Raw genomic sequence first — 16443 nt, 5'->3', positions numbered from 1 at the left:
GATCAAAAAATAGCAATTTCAACAATACATTACTGTTGAATCAGCAACAATGATGGCTTAACTTAGGGGTAAACCATGGACCGGCTTCAATCAATGCGCGTTTTTCAGCAGGTGGTGGATGACGGGAGTTTTGCGGCCGCAGCGCGCAAATTCGACATGTCTTCCGCCGTGGTGACGCGGCTGGTCGGCGACCTGGAAGATCACCTGGGCGTGCGGCTGCTGCAGCGCACCACCCGCCGCCTGGCCCTGACGGATGCCGGCGAGGCCTACCTGGCACGGGTGCGCCACATCCTCGATGACATCGACGAAGCGCATGCCGCCGCCCAGGCCCATGCGCAGGAAATGTCCGGCGTCATCCGCATTCTGACCCCGCCGGTATTTGCCGTGCACGTGATTGCGCCCCTGGTGGCGGAGTTCGCGCGGCGCTACCCCAAGGTCGTGCTGGATATCTATGTGGACTCTCCCTTGATGCCGCCCGTGGAAGACTACGACCTCACCCTGCTGGGCGCTGCCGACACCTTTGACGCCAACATCATCGCCCGGCCTATTGCGTCTTCCGCCGGTATTCTCTGCGCCTCGCCAGACTACCTGCGCCGCCACGGCACACCCGCACAACCTGAAGACCTGCCCCATCATCAATGCATGCGCATCAAGGCACAGGCCAACCGCCACCGCAGCTGGCGCCTGTTCAACCCGAAGGAAAACAATCGGGAAGTGGAGGTGCAAATCGAGCCCAGCATGCTGGTGAACCATTCGGACACGCTGATACGCGCCTGTGTGGACGGTGCGGGCATCATGAGCCAGTCCATCGACCTGGTGGCCAACCACCTCAACAGCGGCGCGCTGCAACGTATTTTGTCGCCCTGGACCACCGGCACCAACACGCTCTATGCAGCGCTGCCCAGCCGCAAATTCATTCCGGCACGCACCAGTGTGTTTCTGGAATTCATGACCGAGTACACGCGCGCTGTGATCAGGAAGATGGAAGCCCGGCAGGACTAAAACCTGCGCCGGGGCACGGCAAAAGCACTCACCCGGGCGGCCGGTGTGGAAAAGCGGGCTTGCGGCCCCACATAACAGTGGCAGCCTCCCTGGGTGCTGTCGTAGTTCATGGCATTTCACCCTTCGTAAAACACGCCTCACAAATCGCAAAGAAACGTGGGCGAATTTTTTGAACGCCAAAAAGTTCCAGGACTACACGCCGTTATTGTTCCGGTTTCGACAATTGAATGTTCTGCCAATACGCACTTGTGTATCTGCGCCGCGGAACAAGGTTTGATACATCGGTGAGCCACCTGTTCAAAACGCGACTCAGCGATGAAGGCCTCACGGGCACAACGCCCGTCCCGCCTGTTTTCACACTTGTTCTTAAAGGAAATTCACCATGAAATCGACGAAACTTGTTTCCGCATCCGTTCTTGCCCTTGCAGCGCTCGCCTCGGCGAACAGCTTTGCCCAGGACAGCAACTACCCCGGCAATGAAGTGAGCGCCGCCAGCACCTTGAGCCGCGCCGATGTCCGCGCAGAGTTGCTGCAATCACCGCGCGCGTCATACCAGGTCAACAGCGACAGCAGCTATCCTGGCACTGATGCCACCCCCGTTGCAGGTACCAAGACCCGCGCAGAAGTCCGCGCTGAACTGGAGCAGGCACAGCACGAAGGCTACAAGCTGAGCGTTGACAACTCCTACCCCAGCGACTTCAACGTACCTGCCGCACACGGCAGGGCAAATACTGCGGGTTAAGCAGCGCCGCCGCACCGCCAGCCGGCGTGTGCATCTCTCGTTAAACCGCATTGCGACGTCCAGGAAGCCTCCGGCTTTCTGGACGTTGGCCTGCGCGCAGCACCGTCCCTTCCTTCCCTGTTGTCCATCCTGGCGTTGCGTGAGGGACACGCAACAAGTCAGCGATCAAAATTGCCTGGGCACGCATAGTTGCCAAATAATGTATGATACTCATCATGCGAAACACCAAAATCAACGCCAGAACGGCTGCCAAGGAGGCCTCCCACGAACGCATCGTCTCCGTGGCCGCGCGGGCAATACGCCGCAGCGGCTATAGCGGCACCGGCGTGGCCGACATCATGAAAGAGGCCGGCCTGACCCATGGTGCGTTTTACGCCCACTTCGCGTCGCGCGAGGCCATGCTGGCCGAAGCCGCAACGCGGGCCTGTGCCGAATCGGCTGCCGTGGTGGCGGGTGTTGCGGCCGGCTCGCCGCCTGAACAGGCCATGGCGGCCATGCTGCGCGCCTACCTCTCGCCGGAGCACCGGGAGCAGATCGAGATGGGCTGTCCCTTGGCCGCGCTGGGTTCGGAGACACCGCGCCAGGCGCCTGAAGTGCGCCGCGCGACCACCCGCCACATCAAGGAAATGGTGGATTTCGTCGCCCGCCAGTCACCCGATTGGGGCCAGCCCGGCGCCCACGAGCGCGCGCTGGCGACGGTCGCCACCATGGTCGGCACCTTGCTGCTGGCGCGCGTGGTCGACGAGCCCGCGCTGGCGGACAGCTTTTGCGAAGCCGCGCTGAAGCAGCTGGTACCGGTCTCCCACTGAATTCTCTTTTTGAGCCATGCCTGCTTTTTTCCTCGCAATTATGTATGACGATCATCATTCCAAATTCACTTCACGCTGAAAGAACAACACCATGAACCCCCACTACAAAGTTGTCCTGGTGACAGGCGCCTCCTCAGGTATAGGCGAAGCGGTTGCGCTGCGGCTTTCGCAGGCCGGCTACAAGGTCTACGGCACCAGCCGGCGCGGCGGCCGGGCAGGTGGTCAGCCCTTCGAGATACTGCCACTGGATGTGACCCAGGACGCGTCGGTTGAAGCCGCGGTGCAACAGCTGATTCAGCTTGAAGGCCGCATCGACCTGCTGGTCAACAACGCGGGCTTCGGGGTCGCCCCGGCCGGTGCGGAGGAAAGTTCGATCGCGCAGGCCCAGGCGATCTTTGACACCAACTTCTTCGGGATCGTCCGGATGACGCGCGCCGTCGTGCCGCACATGCGCCGACAGGGCGCGGGACGCATCATCAATATCGGCTCGGTGCTTGGTTTCCTGCCAATGCCGTACGGGGCACTGTATGCGGCGACGAAGCATGCGATCGAAGGCTACTCCGAGTCGCTCGACCATGAGCTACGCACGAGGGGCATCCGGGTCTCGGTCATCGAGCCCGCATACACGAAGACGCCGTTCGACGCGAACTTCCTGGAACCCGACACCAAGCTCGAGGAGTACCGCGAGGTTCGCGCCGCCGTGAGCCAGCGCGTGAAGGAAGTGATGGCGACTGCGGAACAGCCGGGCGTCGTGGCGGACGTCGTGCTGAAAGCTGCCAGTGCCGCTCGCCCCAAACTCCGATACACCGCAGGCGGACTCGCGAGTCGCCTGCGATTCCTCCGGACATTTGCGCCTGCTGGTCTGGTGGATGCCGGGATTCGAAAAGATCTGCGGCTCGACGTGATGCCAACAGTGAAAACATCATGAAAGCATTCATCGTTGAACGTTATGGAAAAAAAAGCAGTTTGCGGTTGACGGACATGCCGAGCCCGGAGCTGCGCGATGACGAGGTCATGGTCCAGGTGCATGCCGCTGGTGTGAACCAGCTGGACTTCAAAATCCGCGACGGCGAGTTCAAACTCATACTGCCCTATCGCCTGCCTCTCATTCTGGGCCACGACGTCGCTGGGGTGGTCGTCAAGGTCGGCCCAGGCGTGCGGCAGTTCAAGCCGGGCGATGAGGTCTACGCCCGGCCGGATGATTTCCGGATCGGTACCTTCGCTGAATTCGTCCCGGTCAAGGAGGCATCCCTGGCGCTCAAGCCTGCGGGGCTCACGATGGAAGAAGCCGCTTCCATTCCCCTGGTGGCTTTGACGGCCTGGCAGGCGTTGGTTGAAAAGGCCCAGCTGAAAAAGGGGCAAAAGGTCTTCATTCAGGCGGGCTCCGGCGGCGTAGGCAGTTTTGCCATTCAGTTGGCCAAGCACCTGGGCGCCACCGTCGCCACGACGACCAGCACGGGTAATGTCGCGCTTGTGAAGAGTCTGGGCGCGGACGTCGTGATCGACTACAAGACGCAGGCTTTCGAGGCCGTCTTGCGCGACTACGACGTGGTGCTGAACAGCCAGGACGGCAAGACGTTGAAGAAGTCACTGCGCGTGCTTAAGCCCGGCGGGAAACTCATCTCCATCTCCGGCCCACCCGATCCCGCATTCGGCAAGGAAAGCAGTGCTCCTGCATTCGTAAAGCTCGTGATGCGCATGCTGAGTTCAGGCATCCGGCGCAGGGCAAAGAGCCGCGAAGTTGACTACGCGTTTCTCTTCATGAAGGCAAGTGGCAGCCAACTGCGCGAGATCACGCGGCTCTTCGATGCTGGTGCTATCCGTCCGGTGATGGACCGGGTCTTTCCGTTCGAGGCAACCAACGAGGCCTTGGCCTACGTCGAGGCGGGCCATGCAAAAGGCAAGGTCGTCATCAAGGTCAAGTGAACCTGTTTTCCCTAATCTGCTTTTCCCACCCACTGGAGTTTTCTCATGCAAATCAAAAACGCTGTTGTTCTCGTCACCGGCGCCAATCGCGGCATCGGCCTGGCATTCGCGCGCGAGCTGCTCGCCCGCGGTGCCCGCAAGGTCTACGCGGCCGCTCGCGACCCCGCCACCATCACCCTGCCCGGTGTTCAGGCTTTAAAGCTCGACGTCACCAAGCCTGAAGACGTAGCGGCCGCCGCAGCGCTGGCGCCGGATGTCACGCTGGTAATCAACAATGCCGGCATTGCCCAGCCGGGTGGCTTTCTGGCGGCCGACAGTGAAGACACCACCCGGCGCATCTTCGAGACCAACGTCTACGGCGTACTGCGCATGAGCAAGGCCTTCGCGCCGGTTCTCAAAGGCAACGGCGGCGGTGCCCTTCTCAATGTGTTGTCGGTGGCCTCGTGGGTGAACGGCGGTGAGCTGGCAGCTTATTCGGCCAGCAAGTCGGCGGCCTGGTCGCTCACCAATGCCTTGCGCAGTGAACTCGCGGCGCAAAAGACGCAGGTGCTGGGGCTGCACATGGCCTATGTCGATACCGACCTCACGCGCGGCTTCGAGGTTCCGAAGTCCAGCCCTGAAGACATCGTCAAGCGTGCGCTCGACGGACTCGAATTGGGGGTTGATGAAGTGCTGGCCGATGAAATCACCCAACATGTCAAAGCCGGGATGACGGCGGCCAGGCCCAGCTACCTTCCGCAGGCATCCTGACTTCGAAATCTGGCCGGACCATCTGCGCCAGCAGGTTGTGACAGATGCCATTGCCACGCCAACACGCGGGTGGCGACTCCACTTTCTATGGCTGGAAGTGAGGTACGAGGCTGTTGTATAACCCTGCCAGCCGGGCGGCGCGGTTCTGCATCCGCGTCCTCTCGGCCGCTCGCACCTCGAATACGTCAGTCACCTCTGGTGCACAAAATATTTTCGCCGCTTCGCCCGGGTCGCAGGCCAGCCAGGCCAGCCGGGCTGCGCCCAGCGATGGGCCAACCTCGGCATCCGCGTGCCGGACCACCTGCAGGCCGGTAGCGTCGGCCAGCATCTGAGCCCAATAGGCATTGCGCGAGCCGCCGCCGATCAGGCTGACGCGCGCAAGGCCAGGCTGAACCGACTGCAGCGCGGCAATCCCCTGCGCCATGCCCAGGCACACACCCTCGAGGGTGGCATTCACAATGTCTTCGCGCTGCGTGCCTGCGTGCATGCCGAAGAACACGGCTTTGGCATGCGGATTGTTGTGCGGCGTGCGTTCGCCGTTCAGATAAGGCAGGAACAACGGGGTGTCTTCGCGCAGGCCGCGCTGCTCTGCCTGCGCAAGCAGCACGGCCACGTCGCGCTCTCCCAGCAGCCCCGCTGTGAACTCGAGGCACGAGGCGGCCGACAGCATCACGGACATCAGGTGCCAGGCCTCTGGCAACGCGTGGCAGAAGCTGTGCACCGCCTGCTGTGGATTGGCGACAAAAGAGCCGGTGGCCACGAACACCACACCGGACGTTCCCAGGGACAGCATCGCTTCACCCGGGTTCACCACACCAGCGCCCAGGGCGCCTGCTGCGTTATCGCTGGCACCGGCTACCACCGGCACTTCGCGCAAGCCCCAATGCTGCGCGACCTCTGGCAGCAGAGTGCCGGTGACCTCCGGGCCTTCGTGCAACCTGGGCATGTGCGCGGTAGACAGGCCGCAAGCGGCCAGGAGTTCGTCACTCCATGCGCGCCTGCCCACATCCAGCCACAGCGTGCCGGACGCGTCGGACAGGTCGGTCGCATAGTCGCCGGTCAGACGCCAGCGCAACCAGTCCTTGGGCAGCAGTACTTGCCGCACCCGGTCGAACACGCCGGGCTCGTGTTTGGATACCCAAAGCAGCTTGGGCGCCGTGAAACCCGGCATCATCAGGTTGCCGGTGATCTGACGTGACCGCGGCACCGCCCGCTCCAGTTCCGCGCATTCCGCCGCCGCCCGGCCGTCGTTCCAGAGGATGGCCGGCCGCAGAACCTCACCGCGCCCATCCAGCAGGGTCGCGCCGTGCATCTGCCCGGTCAGGCCGACGGCCTCGATCTCGCCGCCTGCGTGGCCACCGCGCCGCAATTCCTGCAACGCGGCACCCACGGCTGCATCGCACGCACGCCACCATTCCGAAGGATGCTGCTCGCGCCACAAGGGCCGGGGTGCATCCACCGACAGCGGCGCGGAGCCGCTGGCCACCAGGCGGTGGCCGCGGTCCAGCACGACCGCCTTGACACTGGAGGTGCCCAGATCAATGCCCATGAACATCGGTCAATCCTCGAACGGCGTCCACTTGGCCGTGCTGGCCGCAGACTGCACCACCTTCTCGATGAACCGCACACCGCGGGCGCCATCTTCGAGGCGGGGATAGTCGGCGTCCAGCGGATCCGGTGTATTGCCAGATTGCAGCGCGCGGATGTGCGCAGCCACTCCCAGGTAGACATTGGCAAAGGCTTCGATAAAGGCCTCGGGGTGCCCCGTGGGCAAGCGTGTCGCTCGGCGGGCTGCCTCACCGAGCCACGGCGAGCCCCGCGTCAGCATGCGGGCCGGGCCGTCGATGGGAGCATGCAGCAGCCGGTTGGGCTCCTCCTGGCGCCAATCCAGCGTACCGGTGGTGCCGAACACGCGCAGCCGCAGGTCGTTTTCGCAACCCACCTCGATCTGCGACGCGATCAGCACGCCCCTGGCGCCGTTCTTGAACCGCAGCAGGACATTGCCGTCGTCGTCAAGGCGCCGGCCCGGCACGAAGATGGTGAGGTCCGCGCAGATGCTTTCCAGCTCCAGGCCCGTCACCGTCGCCACCAGGTTCTCCGCGTGCGAGCCGATGTCGCCGATGGCGCCGGCCACGCCGCTGCGCGCCGGGTCCGTCCGCCAGTCGGCCTGCTTCTGCCCGCTTGCCTCCAGGTGGGTGGCAAGCCAGCCCTGGTTGTATTCGACGATGACCTTGCGCACCACGCCGATCGCGCCGCGCGCAACCATGTCACGCGCCTCGCGCACCATGGGATAGCCCGTGTAGTTGTACGTGACACCGAAGATGGAGCCGCTGCGCTTGACAACCCGAACGAGCTCGGCTGCCTCCTCGCTGGTATGGACCAGCGGCTTGTCACACACCACATGGATGCCCGCCTCGGCGAACGCGCGGGCGACGGGGAAATGCACATGGTTGGGCGTGACGATGGAAACGAAATCGATGCGCTCGTCCTTGTTGCGCCGCAGTTCGCCTTCCAGCAGGTCTTCCCAGCGACCGTGGTTGCGTTCATCCCGCAGGCCGAGGTCGCGGCCTGACGCGCGCGCGCGCTCGGCATCGGACGACAGTGCACCGGCCACCAGCTCCATCTGCCCATCCAGCGCCATGGCCTTGCGGTGTACAGCACCGATGAAAGCACCCTGCCCGCCGCCCACCATCGCATAGCGCAGTTTTCTCATGAGCCCGCCATCCCGCCCTGCTTGGCCTTGTCGAACACGGCGTCGAACGCTCCCGCGGCCGGCTTGAAGTCCAGCCGCTTGCTGTAGGCCGCGCTTTCAGTAGCGCCGTGCACGCGGTCCATGCGGCTGTCCTCCCACTCGACGCTCAGCGGTCCGTTATAGCTCACGTCGTTGAGCGCAACGATGATGGATTCGAAGTCGATCTGCCCGCGCCCGACACTGCGAAAGTCCCAGTGGCGGCGCGCGTCACCGAAATTGGTGTGCCCGCCGAAGACCCCCACAGTGCCGTCGCCCCGGCCCCACCACACGTCCTTCATGTGCACGTGATAGATGCGGTCGCCGAATGTCCGGATGAACTTGACATAGTCCACGCCCTGGTAGCCCAGGTGGCTGGGGTCGAAGTTGAAACCGAAACGCTTGTGACCTCCCACGGCTTCGATGGCGCGCTGCGCCGAAGCGATGTCGAAGGCGATTTCCGTGGGGTGCACTTCCAGCCCGAAATTCACGCCACACTGCTCGAACACATCGAGGATGGGTTTCCACCGGTTGGCAAAGTCGACGAAGCCCTTGTCCCAATACTCCTGCGAAGTGGGCGGAAACGCGTACAGCGAATGCCAGATGGACGAGCCGGTGAAGCCCGTCACCACCTTCACGCCCAGCTTGGCGGCGGCACGCGCGGTGTCCTGCATTTCCCGCGCGGCGCGCTGCCGCACGCCTTCCGGATCGCCGTCCCCCCAGACTTGCGGCGACAGGATGGCCTTATGCCGCTCGTCGATGAGGTCGCAGACCGCCTGGCCCACCAGATGGCTGCCGATCGCAAAACAGCGCAAGCCGTGCTGTTCCAGCAGATCGCGCCGGTCCTGCACGTAGCGATCGCTCGCCAGGGCCTCCTGCACATCGAAATGGTCGCCCCAACATGCCAGTTCCAGGCCGTCGTAGCCCATGCTGCGTGCCAGGGGTGCCAGCTCCTTGAGAGGCAGGTCCGCCCATTGCCCGGTAAAAAGAGTGACAGGTCTTGCCATGGCTGCCTCAGAACGGGGAGTCGGGGAAGTAGTACTGCTTGGCGTTTTCCCTGGTCACCAGCACCGACGGGATGATGGTGGTGGCCGGCAGCTTCTCGCCCTTCACACGTGCGGCGGCCGTGAGCTTCATCGCGTCGGCAATCATGGCGGGCGAGTAGGTGACGTCGGCCGTCACGATCTTGTCGCCGTCCATGACTTTCTTGATGTAGTCCTTGGAACCCGCGCCGCCCAGCACGAGCTTGACATCGGTTCGCTTGGCCTGCGCGATTGCCTTTTGCACGCCAACCGCCATGTCGTCGTCCGAGGCCCAGACGGCGTCGATCTGCTTGAAACGGGTCAGGTAGTCCTGCATCACTTTGAAGGCATCGTCGCGGTTCCAGTTGCCGTGCTTGGCATCCAGAACCTTGATGTCTGGATAGTTCTTCATCACAGCCGTGAACGCGTCCACGCGCTGGTTGTCGATGACCGTGGGAATGCCCCGCAGTACTACGACATTACCCTTGCCGCCCAGGGCTTTGGCCATGTACTCCGCCGATACCTTGCCGAAGCCGGGGTTGTCGCCGGCAACGTAGGCGTCCTGCGCATTTGCATCCGTCAGGCCGCGGTCGACAACCGTGACGTACACGCCTTTGCCCTTGACCTGCGCGACCGGTTGCGTGAGCGGCGCCGACTCGAATGGCAGGATCACGAGGGTGTCGATCTTGTTGGCCGTTTGCAAGTCCTGTACCTGGTTCGCCTGTTCCGCAGCAGACCCGGCCGTCTTGATGGTGACTTTCAGGCCCGGGTACTGCTTTTCCAGTTCGGACTTGGTCCGGTTGGCCCAGTACACGACCCCGCCTGTCCAGCCGTGCGTGGCGGCCGGTATCGATACGCCGATGTGTGGCTTGCCCTGGGCCATGGCGGAGGGTGCCGCACCCAGCGCCGCGAGAACTGTGGCGCCTGCGGCCATCAGACTTATCAATGATTTCATGGTTTGTCTCCTTATGTTGTGAGAAACGGCAGCCTTGCCACCTGTGGGGAACCGGTTACTTGCGCCCGCGCTGGAAGAACGCGACGGCGATGATCACGAAGCCCTGCACCGCCGCGTTCAGGTACACACTGATGATGCTGGTCAGGTTGAGGATGTTGCCGATCACCGAGAGCAGCACAGCACCGATTACGGTGCCGGTGATGCCGCCGGCACCGCCACGCAAGGCAGTGCCTCCGACGATGACCGCAGCGATGGCTTCCAGCTCCCACAGCAGCCCGGTACTCGGCGAGGCCGAACCCAGGCGCGGCACATAGAGCACGGTGGCAATGCCCACGCAGATGCCCAGCAACATGTATGTGAGAACCTTGACGCGGTCCACCTCGACGGCCGCGTAGCGCGCAACCTGCTCGTTGGAACCGATGGCCTGAACGTACCGGCCAAAGGCAGTGCGGTTGAGAACGAGGCCGCCCAGCAATGCGACAGCGGCGAATACCCACACGGGCACCGGCACCCCCAGCCAGCTGCCGTAATACACCGGGCTGTAGACATCGACCAGTGCACTGTCGAGCGTGATGGCGCCGCCGTTGGAGAAGTAGGTCAGGTACGCGCGGAAGATGCCCAGCGTTCCCAGCGTCACGATGAAAGGCTCGATGCGGCCCTTGCTGATGAGCAGCCCGTGGCCCAGGCCGAACAGTGCGCCAAGTACGACGGCGAAGGCCATGCCGGTCACCACGGCCGCCATGGGGTTCCAGCCGGCGCCTGCTGTCGCATTCATCAGCAGGATCGTGCTGCCCGCAATCAGCGCGGCCATGGATCCCACCGAGAGATCGATGCCGCCGGAGATGATGACGAAGCACATCCCCACCGCGATGATTCCGATGAAAGCCGTGCGGGTGAGCACGTTCATCGCATTGTCGAGGCTGGCGAAGTTCTCGTTGAGAATCGCACCCGCGATGCACATAAGTGCCAACCCGGCCAGTGGCCCGGCTCCCGTAAAAGAGGGCCATTTTCGCAGTGCCGGTCTGGCGACAGGCGCTGGAGCGGCGGCGGTATCAGTGGGTTCCAGTTGCATGGGCAATCAACAGTTCTTCGGACAGCTGATCCTGCGCGAGCTCGGCAGCGAGCCTTCCCTGGCGCATCACAAGGACGCGATGACATAACCCGATCAGCTCGAGCAGCTCGGAGGACACGACGATGATCCCGCGGCCTTCGCTGGCCAGCCGCTGGATCAGGAAATAGATATCGCGCTTGGCGCCGACGTCAACTCCTCGCGTCGGTTCGTCCAGCACCACGACTTTGGGATCAGGCTGTAACACCCGCGCGAGCGCCAGCTTCTGCTGGTTGCCGCCGGACAGTGCGGAAGCCGGTATGTCGGAGCGTTGCGTGCGGATGCCAAATGCCGTGGTCGCGGCCACGAGGGCTGCCTGTTCCCGCTGCGGATCGAGCAGCGGCTTCGCATAACGCTCCAGCGCCATCAGCGTGAGGTTCTGCGCCAGCCCCATGCGCAGGTGCAGGCCACGCGTCTTGCGGTCCTCGCTGAGATATGTGAGACCCAGCCGTGCGGCCGAACGCGGATTGCGCCGCATCCAGGTTTTGTCTGTTACCTGCACAGATTCCGCGCTGGAGGGGCGCAACCCCAGGAGCCCTTCAAACAGCTCGGTCCGGCCCGCACCGACCAGCCCTGCAAAGCCAAGCACCTCCCCGGCGCGCACCTGGAAGCTTGCGTCGTGGCACCACCCGGGTACGGTCAGTCCTTTCACGTCCAGCAGGACGGGCGCGCCGGCCGCCACGGGAAGCCTGCCCGGAAAGAGATCGGCCAGTTCGCGCCCCACCATCAGGCTGGCCATCTGCTGGCGTGTCACGCTCTGCGTGGACCGGCGAGCCACGAATCGCCCGTCGCGCATGACAACCACCTCGTCGGTGATGCGTTCGACTTCGTCCAGCTTGTGGGAAATATAAAGGATGGTGGAGCCTGCCGCTCTCAGTTGCCCGATGAGGGAAAACAGGCGCTCGGTCTCGGAGGGCGTCAATGTGGCGGTGGGCTCGTCCATCACCAGTACGCGCGCGCGCCGGCTGAGCGCGCGTGCGATCTCCACCAGCTGTTTCTCTGCCACGATGAGGTCGCCCACGCGGCGCGCGGGGCTGCAATTCAGGCCAACCTGACGCAATGCGGCGCCCGCCTCCCTGGCCATCAGGTCTTCGTCCAGCAGCCCGTAGCGCTTGCGCTCATGGCCGAGGAATATGTTCTGCGCAATGGTGAGGTCATCAGCAAGGTTGAATTCCTGATGGATCATCACCACACCGGCCGCTTCGGCCTCGCGCGGCCCCTTGAAACGTACGACATGCCCGCCCACCTCCACCACGCCTTCGCTGGCGGCCTCGTAGCCGGCCAGGATTTTCATCAGCGTCGACTTGCCGGCGCCGTTTTCTCCAAGCACCCCGTACACCCGGCCAGGTGCGAGTTCAAAACTGACCCCATGCAGTACCTGCACGGGGCCGAAGCTCTTGCTCACGTCTTTGAAGCCGACCGTCAAACTCACTGAGTGCTCCTGCGTTCGGTTCTTCAGGCCGCGCCGGCGAAGATCGCGGCATTGACCCGGTTTTCCAGCCACTCCTGACGGCCGCTCACAGGCTTGGGCCGAAGATCGTTGACGAAGGCATGTTCGGCGAGCTGGCTGAGGCTCATGTCGCCCGTGATGATGCGCCGCCCCAGTTCACCGTCCCAGTTCGCGTAGCGCTGCTGGCGGAACTGCTCAAGCTCGCGGGACTCCATCAAACGCGCGGCGCTCTTGAGCGCCAGCGCCAGCGCATCGATCGCACCCACATGCCCGTGCAGAATGTCAACCGGATCCATGCTTTGGCGCCGCACTTTCGCGTCGAAGTTGAACCCGCCGCTGCCGATTCCGCCGGCGCGGAGGACTTCGTAGAGCGCCAGCGTAAGGTCCTCCACACTGTTGGGAAACTGGTCGGTGTCCCATCCGTTCTGTGGGTCGCCACGGTTGGCATCGATGCTGCCGAAGATTCCGAGGGAGGCGGCGGTTGCGATCTCGTGCTGGAAACTGTGGCCCGCCAACGTGGCGTGGTTGGCCTCGATGTTGAGCTTGATCTCCTTTTCCAGGCCGAACTCCTTCAGGAAGCCATACACAGTGGCGCTGTCGAAGTCGTATTGGTGTTTGGTCGGCTCCAGCGGCTTGGGCTCGATAAGCAGTTGCCCTTTGAAACCGATCTTGTGTTTGTGGTTCACCACCAATTGCATGAATCGGCCCAGCTGCTGGCGCTCGCGCTGCAAATCGGTATTGAGCAGGGTGTCATAGCCTTCGCGCCCACCCCACATCACGTAGTTGGCACCGCCAAGCTGCTGGGTGGCATTGAGCGCGCTGAAAACCTGCGTCGCCGCGTACGCGAAGACGTCGGGGTCGGGGTTACTCGCCGCGCCGGCTGCGTAGCGGGGATGGCTGAACAGGTTGGCGGTCCCCCATAGCAGCGAAATACCGGTTTCTTTCTGCTTCTGGGCGAGCACGTCCACCATCGCGGACAGATTGCTGCGGTACTCGGCCAGGTTCGCGCCTTCCGGCGCCACATCGGTGTCATGGAAAGTGTAGAACGGGACATCGAGCCGGGAAATCAGGCCAAAGGCTGCATCCGCTTTCTTCCTCGCCATCGTCAACTCGTCTCCACCGGCATGCCAGGGCCGCGCAAACGTGCCTTGTCCGAAGACATCGCTGCCGGGCCACACGAAGGTGTGCCAGTAGCAGACGGCGAGCCGCAGGTGCTGTGCCATCGGCTTGCCCAGCACGACGGCACTGGCGTCATAGTGACGGTAGGCCAGGGGCGTCGTGGCCTGAGGGCCTTCATAGCGTACGGGTGCGATGGATTCGAGAAAGTTCATGTTTGTGGTGGGTAACTGCTTTCAGTGGCACCATCCTAGAACCGCCGGCCTCCGCCCGCGATTGCGAAATTTGCGAGGACAGCTTGCGAAATTGCTTTCTGCAGCGCAGCAATCCGTCCGATATGCCGGTATCCTCATGATCAACCGACCCGACCATGAAATCGTCATTACGTCAAAGTGGCCCTACCGTGCTGCGCGTGGCATTGCTCTTCCATGCGAGCAAGGTGTATGACCGCGAGATCATCACGGGCATCGGCGACTATGTGAACCACACGCGGGTCGCCTGGGATCTCTTCCTTGAAGAGGATTTCCGCTTTCGGCTTGACGGCATCCACGACTGGGACGGCGACGGGATCATCGCGGACTACGACGATCCGGCCGTGGCGCACGCTCTCACAGGGGTACGCGTACCTGTCGTTGCCGTCGGGGGCTCCTACGAGGATCCCGCGTGCTACCCCGTCAATGTGCCGTACGTTGCGACGGACAACCGCGAACTGGTCGCGCATGCGCTGACCCACCTGGTGGAGTCCGGGCTTTCCCGTTTTGCCTGCTACAGCCTGCCGGAATCGCCGCTCAACCGTTGGGCCCAGGAGCGCGAAAAAGCGTTCACCGCCCGGCTTGCCCGCGACGGGTTGGCTGGTGAGATCCACCGGGGCCTGGCAACCAGCGCGCCCACATGGGGAAGCGCGACAAGGAAACTGCTCTCCTGGCTGCAAAGCCTGCCCAAGCCCGTTGGCATAGTCGCCGTCACGGACGCGCGTGCACGGCAGGTGCTGCAGGCGTGCATCGTCGGCGCAATCGCAGTTCCCGACGAAGTCGCCATCATCGGGATCGATAACGACACACTGGGCCAGCACCTGACGAGAATCCAGCTCAGCTCGGTCAGCCAGGGAACCCACGAAATGGGCCATCGCGCGGCGCACCTGTTGCACCAGGCCCTGAGCGGCTCGCCGGTGAACGACGTGCGTGTGGTCGTGCCTCCGGCCGGCGTGCATTCGCGCGCGTCCACCGCGCGCGACGTCGAACACAGCGCGACCGTGATGCGCGCTCTCCATTACATCCGTCAATACGCCTGCCAGGGCATCAAGACGGAGCAGGTTGCCGAAACGGTGGGGCTTTCACGCTCATCGCTGGAGATGTACTTTCGCCGCGAGTTGAAGCGCTCCGTCCATGACGAAATCCTGCTGTACAAGTTGCAGCGTTGCTTTCAGTTGCTCAGCAACACACAAATGGGCATCGATGACATCGCGCGGGCGAGCGGCTTTCGTTCCGTCCAGTACCTCAATACAGTGTTCAAGCGGGAGCTGGGGGCAACGCCGGCTTCGTGGCGGGAAAGCCGCCGGAGCTGAGCCGGCAGTTTCTCTGGTCCGCTACGCCTTGTGCCGGCGATAAAACGCGAGGGCGTTCTTGAACATCACTTTGTCGCGCACGCCGGCGCCGAACGGGGCCAGATACGCCTCGGCGATGGCAATCTGGGCTTCGAAAGTCCCGTGCAGGGTGATTACCGGCCAGTTGCTGCCCCAGATCAGGCGGTCCTTGCCGAACGCGGACATCAGTACGTCGAAGTGCGGCTTGTACGAAGCGAGGTCAGTGGGAGACGGAAAAACCACGTCACCTGGAGCGTACATGTCATAGAACGACGAAAACTTCATGTACAGATTCGGGCAGTCGCTGGCGAGGCGGCGAACGTCGGACGCCCAGGTGGGGTCCACCGCCGGCCCGGTTGCGCCACCCAAATGGTCGATGATGATGCGCAGATTGGGCACCGCGGTACAAAGCGCCTGCACCTGGCTCTTCGGATTCCTGGTCCCCCGGCTGATGATGTCGAGCGTCATACCGCGCGCTGCCAGGTCGCGCAGGCTGGTGAGCTGTGCCGCGCTGAGCGTGATGCCCTCAGCCGGGCCGGTGAGATAGCCGCGGATTCCCACGAAGCGCGGGTCCGTTGCGAACCGCGCGAGATCGGTGGAAAAGTTCGGCGCGCCTACCTCGATGTTCCCGACGAAGAACGCGTAAAACGGATCGTTCTTGATGAGGTCGAGGACCCACTGGTTGTCCTGAACAATGCCGCTCGCTTCCACGATCCCGGCCGCCACCACGCCCTGGGACCTGGCGAATGCGCTGTACTCCGGCGGCAGCACGTCGCGGAAGATCGGCCCCTCCGCCGCTGTGGGCCATGGCACACCGCCGGACCGGGTCACCTGCCAGAAGTGAATATGCGTCTCGACGATGGGCCGTTTGCCGGGCGGGGCGTTGCGTTCGGCGGATTCGATCGCAGCCAGCAGCGCCTGATCGACGGCACCACGCCCCCCGCGCGCCGCTGCGAGCCACGTCATGCCAGCGCCGCCGCTGCTGCCGCGCAGTGCCTCAGGCCTTTGCTTACTGTCTCCTTCATGGTCTTCTCCTTGTCGGGTTGATGGGTGTTCCGGAACGAACCCTGTCATACGGTAAGTCAGTGGTAACTGACACATTGTTGATGCAGATCGAGGCGCTATTGGACGGCGGCACGCCTCCGGCAGGATCGCGGATCAGGGTAAGACCAATATTACATATGTGTCAATATTGGCCTGACCAATCAACACCGCAGACCCGCGAAGCCCACAGAGAAGCAACGATGGATCAG

General features: G+C 63.2%; 15 protein-coding genes. 7 read left to right on the top strand and 8 right to left on the bottom strand.

Translation table 11 applies throughout. The features are described from left to right. The first annotated feature begins 75 nt into the window (after window positions 1-75). The 6 genes from AC1DZE_RS19370 to AC1DZE_RS19345 all read left to right on the top strand — a co-directional run bounded on the left by AC1DZE_RS19370 (window position 76) and on the right by AC1DZE_RS19345 (window position 5229). Window positions 76-1002 (top strand): LysR family transcriptional regulator, encoded by a 927-nt coding sequence (locus AC1DZE_RS19370; RefSeq protein ID WP_477670168.1) that lies wholly within the window; start codon window positions 76-78, stop codon window positions 1000-1002. A gap of 382 nt (window positions 1003-1384) precedes the next feature. Beyond that, complete coding sequence (locus AC1DZE_RS19365) at window positions 1385-1744, top strand: DUF4148 domain-containing protein (protein WP_477670169.1); 360 nt, start codon at window positions 1385-1387, stop codon at window positions 1742-1744. Window positions 1745-1947: 203 nt separating this feature from the next. Beyond that, window positions 1948-2553: a TetR/AcrR family transcriptional regulator gene (locus AC1DZE_RS19360; protein ID WP_477670170.1), complete on the top strand. Its 606-nt coding sequence runs from the start codon at window positions 1948-1950 to the stop codon at window positions 2551-2553. Window positions 2554-2644: 91 nt separating this feature from the next. Continuing rightward, entirely contained in the window at window positions 2645-3481 is an 837-nt protein-coding gene (locus AC1DZE_RS19355) for an oxidoreductase (RefSeq protein WP_477670171.1), read from the top strand. Continuing rightward, complete coding sequence (locus AC1DZE_RS19350; protein ID WP_477673262.1) at window positions 3478-4479, top strand: NADP-dependent oxidoreductase; 1002 nt, start codon at window positions 3478-3480, stop codon at window positions 4477-4479. Before AC1DZE_RS19355 ends, AC1DZE_RS19350 begins: the two co-directional genes overlap by 4 nt. A 45-nt stretch (window positions 4480-4524) precedes the next feature. Further along, a complete protein-coding gene (locus AC1DZE_RS19345) occupies window positions 4525-5229 on the top strand; it encodes an SDR family oxidoreductase (protein WP_477673263.1) in 705 nt (234 codons plus the stop codon). Between the two features lie 85 nt (window positions 5230-5314). On the opposite strand, the gene xylB is transcribed toward AC1DZE_RS19345, so the two are convergent. From xylB to xylA, 7 genes are read right to left on the bottom strand one after another with little or no spacing between them, the layout of a single operon-like run. Further along, on the bottom strand, window positions 5315-6784 hold the full coding sequence (gene xylB / locus AC1DZE_RS19340) for a xylulokinase (RefSeq protein ID WP_477670174.1): 1470 nt from the start codon (window positions 6782-6784) through the stop codon (window positions 5315-5317). 3 nt (window positions 6785-6787) lie between these two features. Then, window positions 6788-7942 carry a Gfo/Idh/MocA family protein gene (locus tag AC1DZE_RS19335; protein WP_477700446.1) on the bottom strand — a complete coding sequence of 385 codons (1155 nt, stop codon included), beginning with the start codon at window positions 7940-7942 and terminating at the stop codon, window positions 6788-6790. Next, complete coding sequence (locus AC1DZE_RS19330) at window positions 7939-8964, bottom strand: sugar phosphate isomerase/epimerase family protein (protein WP_477670176.1); 1026 nt, start codon at window positions 8962-8964, stop codon at window positions 7939-7941. The genes AC1DZE_RS19335 and AC1DZE_RS19330 overlap by 4 nt, the downstream gene beginning before the upstream one ends. A 7-nt stretch (window positions 8965-8971) precedes the next feature. Further along, window positions 8972-9934, bottom strand: coding sequence for an ABC transporter substrate-binding protein (locus AC1DZE_RS19325; RefSeq protein WP_477670177.1), 963 nt, complete (start codon window positions 9932-9934; stop codon window positions 8972-8974). A 55-nt stretch (window positions 9935-9989) separates the two neighbouring features. Beyond that, window positions 9990-11006: an ABC transporter permease gene (locus AC1DZE_RS19320; protein ID WP_477670178.1), complete on the bottom strand. Its 1017-nt coding sequence runs from the start codon at window positions 11004-11006 to the stop codon at window positions 9990-9992. After that, window positions 10987-12474, bottom strand: coding sequence for a sugar ABC transporter ATP-binding protein (locus AC1DZE_RS19315; protein WP_477670179.1), 1488 nt, complete (start codon window positions 12472-12474; stop codon window positions 10987-10989). The genes AC1DZE_RS19320 and AC1DZE_RS19315 overlap by 20 nt, the downstream gene beginning before the upstream one ends. 23 nt (window positions 12475-12497) lie before the next feature. Beyond that, a complete protein-coding gene (gene xylA / locus AC1DZE_RS19310; protein WP_457282649.1) occupies window positions 12498-13823 on the bottom strand; it encodes a xylose isomerase in 1326 nt (441 codons plus the stop codon). 155 nt (window positions 13824-13978) lie between these two features. On the opposite strand from xylA, the gene AC1DZE_RS19305 reads away from it, so the two are divergent. Beyond that, a complete protein-coding gene (locus tag AC1DZE_RS19305; protein WP_477670180.1) occupies window positions 13979-15172 on the top strand; it encodes a XylR family transcriptional regulator in 1194 nt (397 codons plus the stop codon). Between the two features lie 21 nt (window positions 15173-15193). Here the strand turns inward: AC1DZE_RS19305 and AC1DZE_RS19300 are convergent, their stop codons facing one another. Beyond that, window positions 15194-16156 carry an amidohydrolase family protein gene (locus AC1DZE_RS19300; RefSeq protein ID WP_477670181.1) on the bottom strand — a complete coding sequence of 321 codons (963 nt, stop codon included), beginning with the start codon at window positions 16154-16156 and terminating at the stop codon, window positions 15194-15196. Window positions 16157-16443: the final 287 nt, after the last annotated feature.

The sequence above is a fragment of the Polaromonas sp. P1_F1 genome (genome assembly GCF_056405795.1).
Note: the sequence above shows the minus strand (reverse complement) of the source record. Positions and strands in the feature narration are given on the sequence as shown.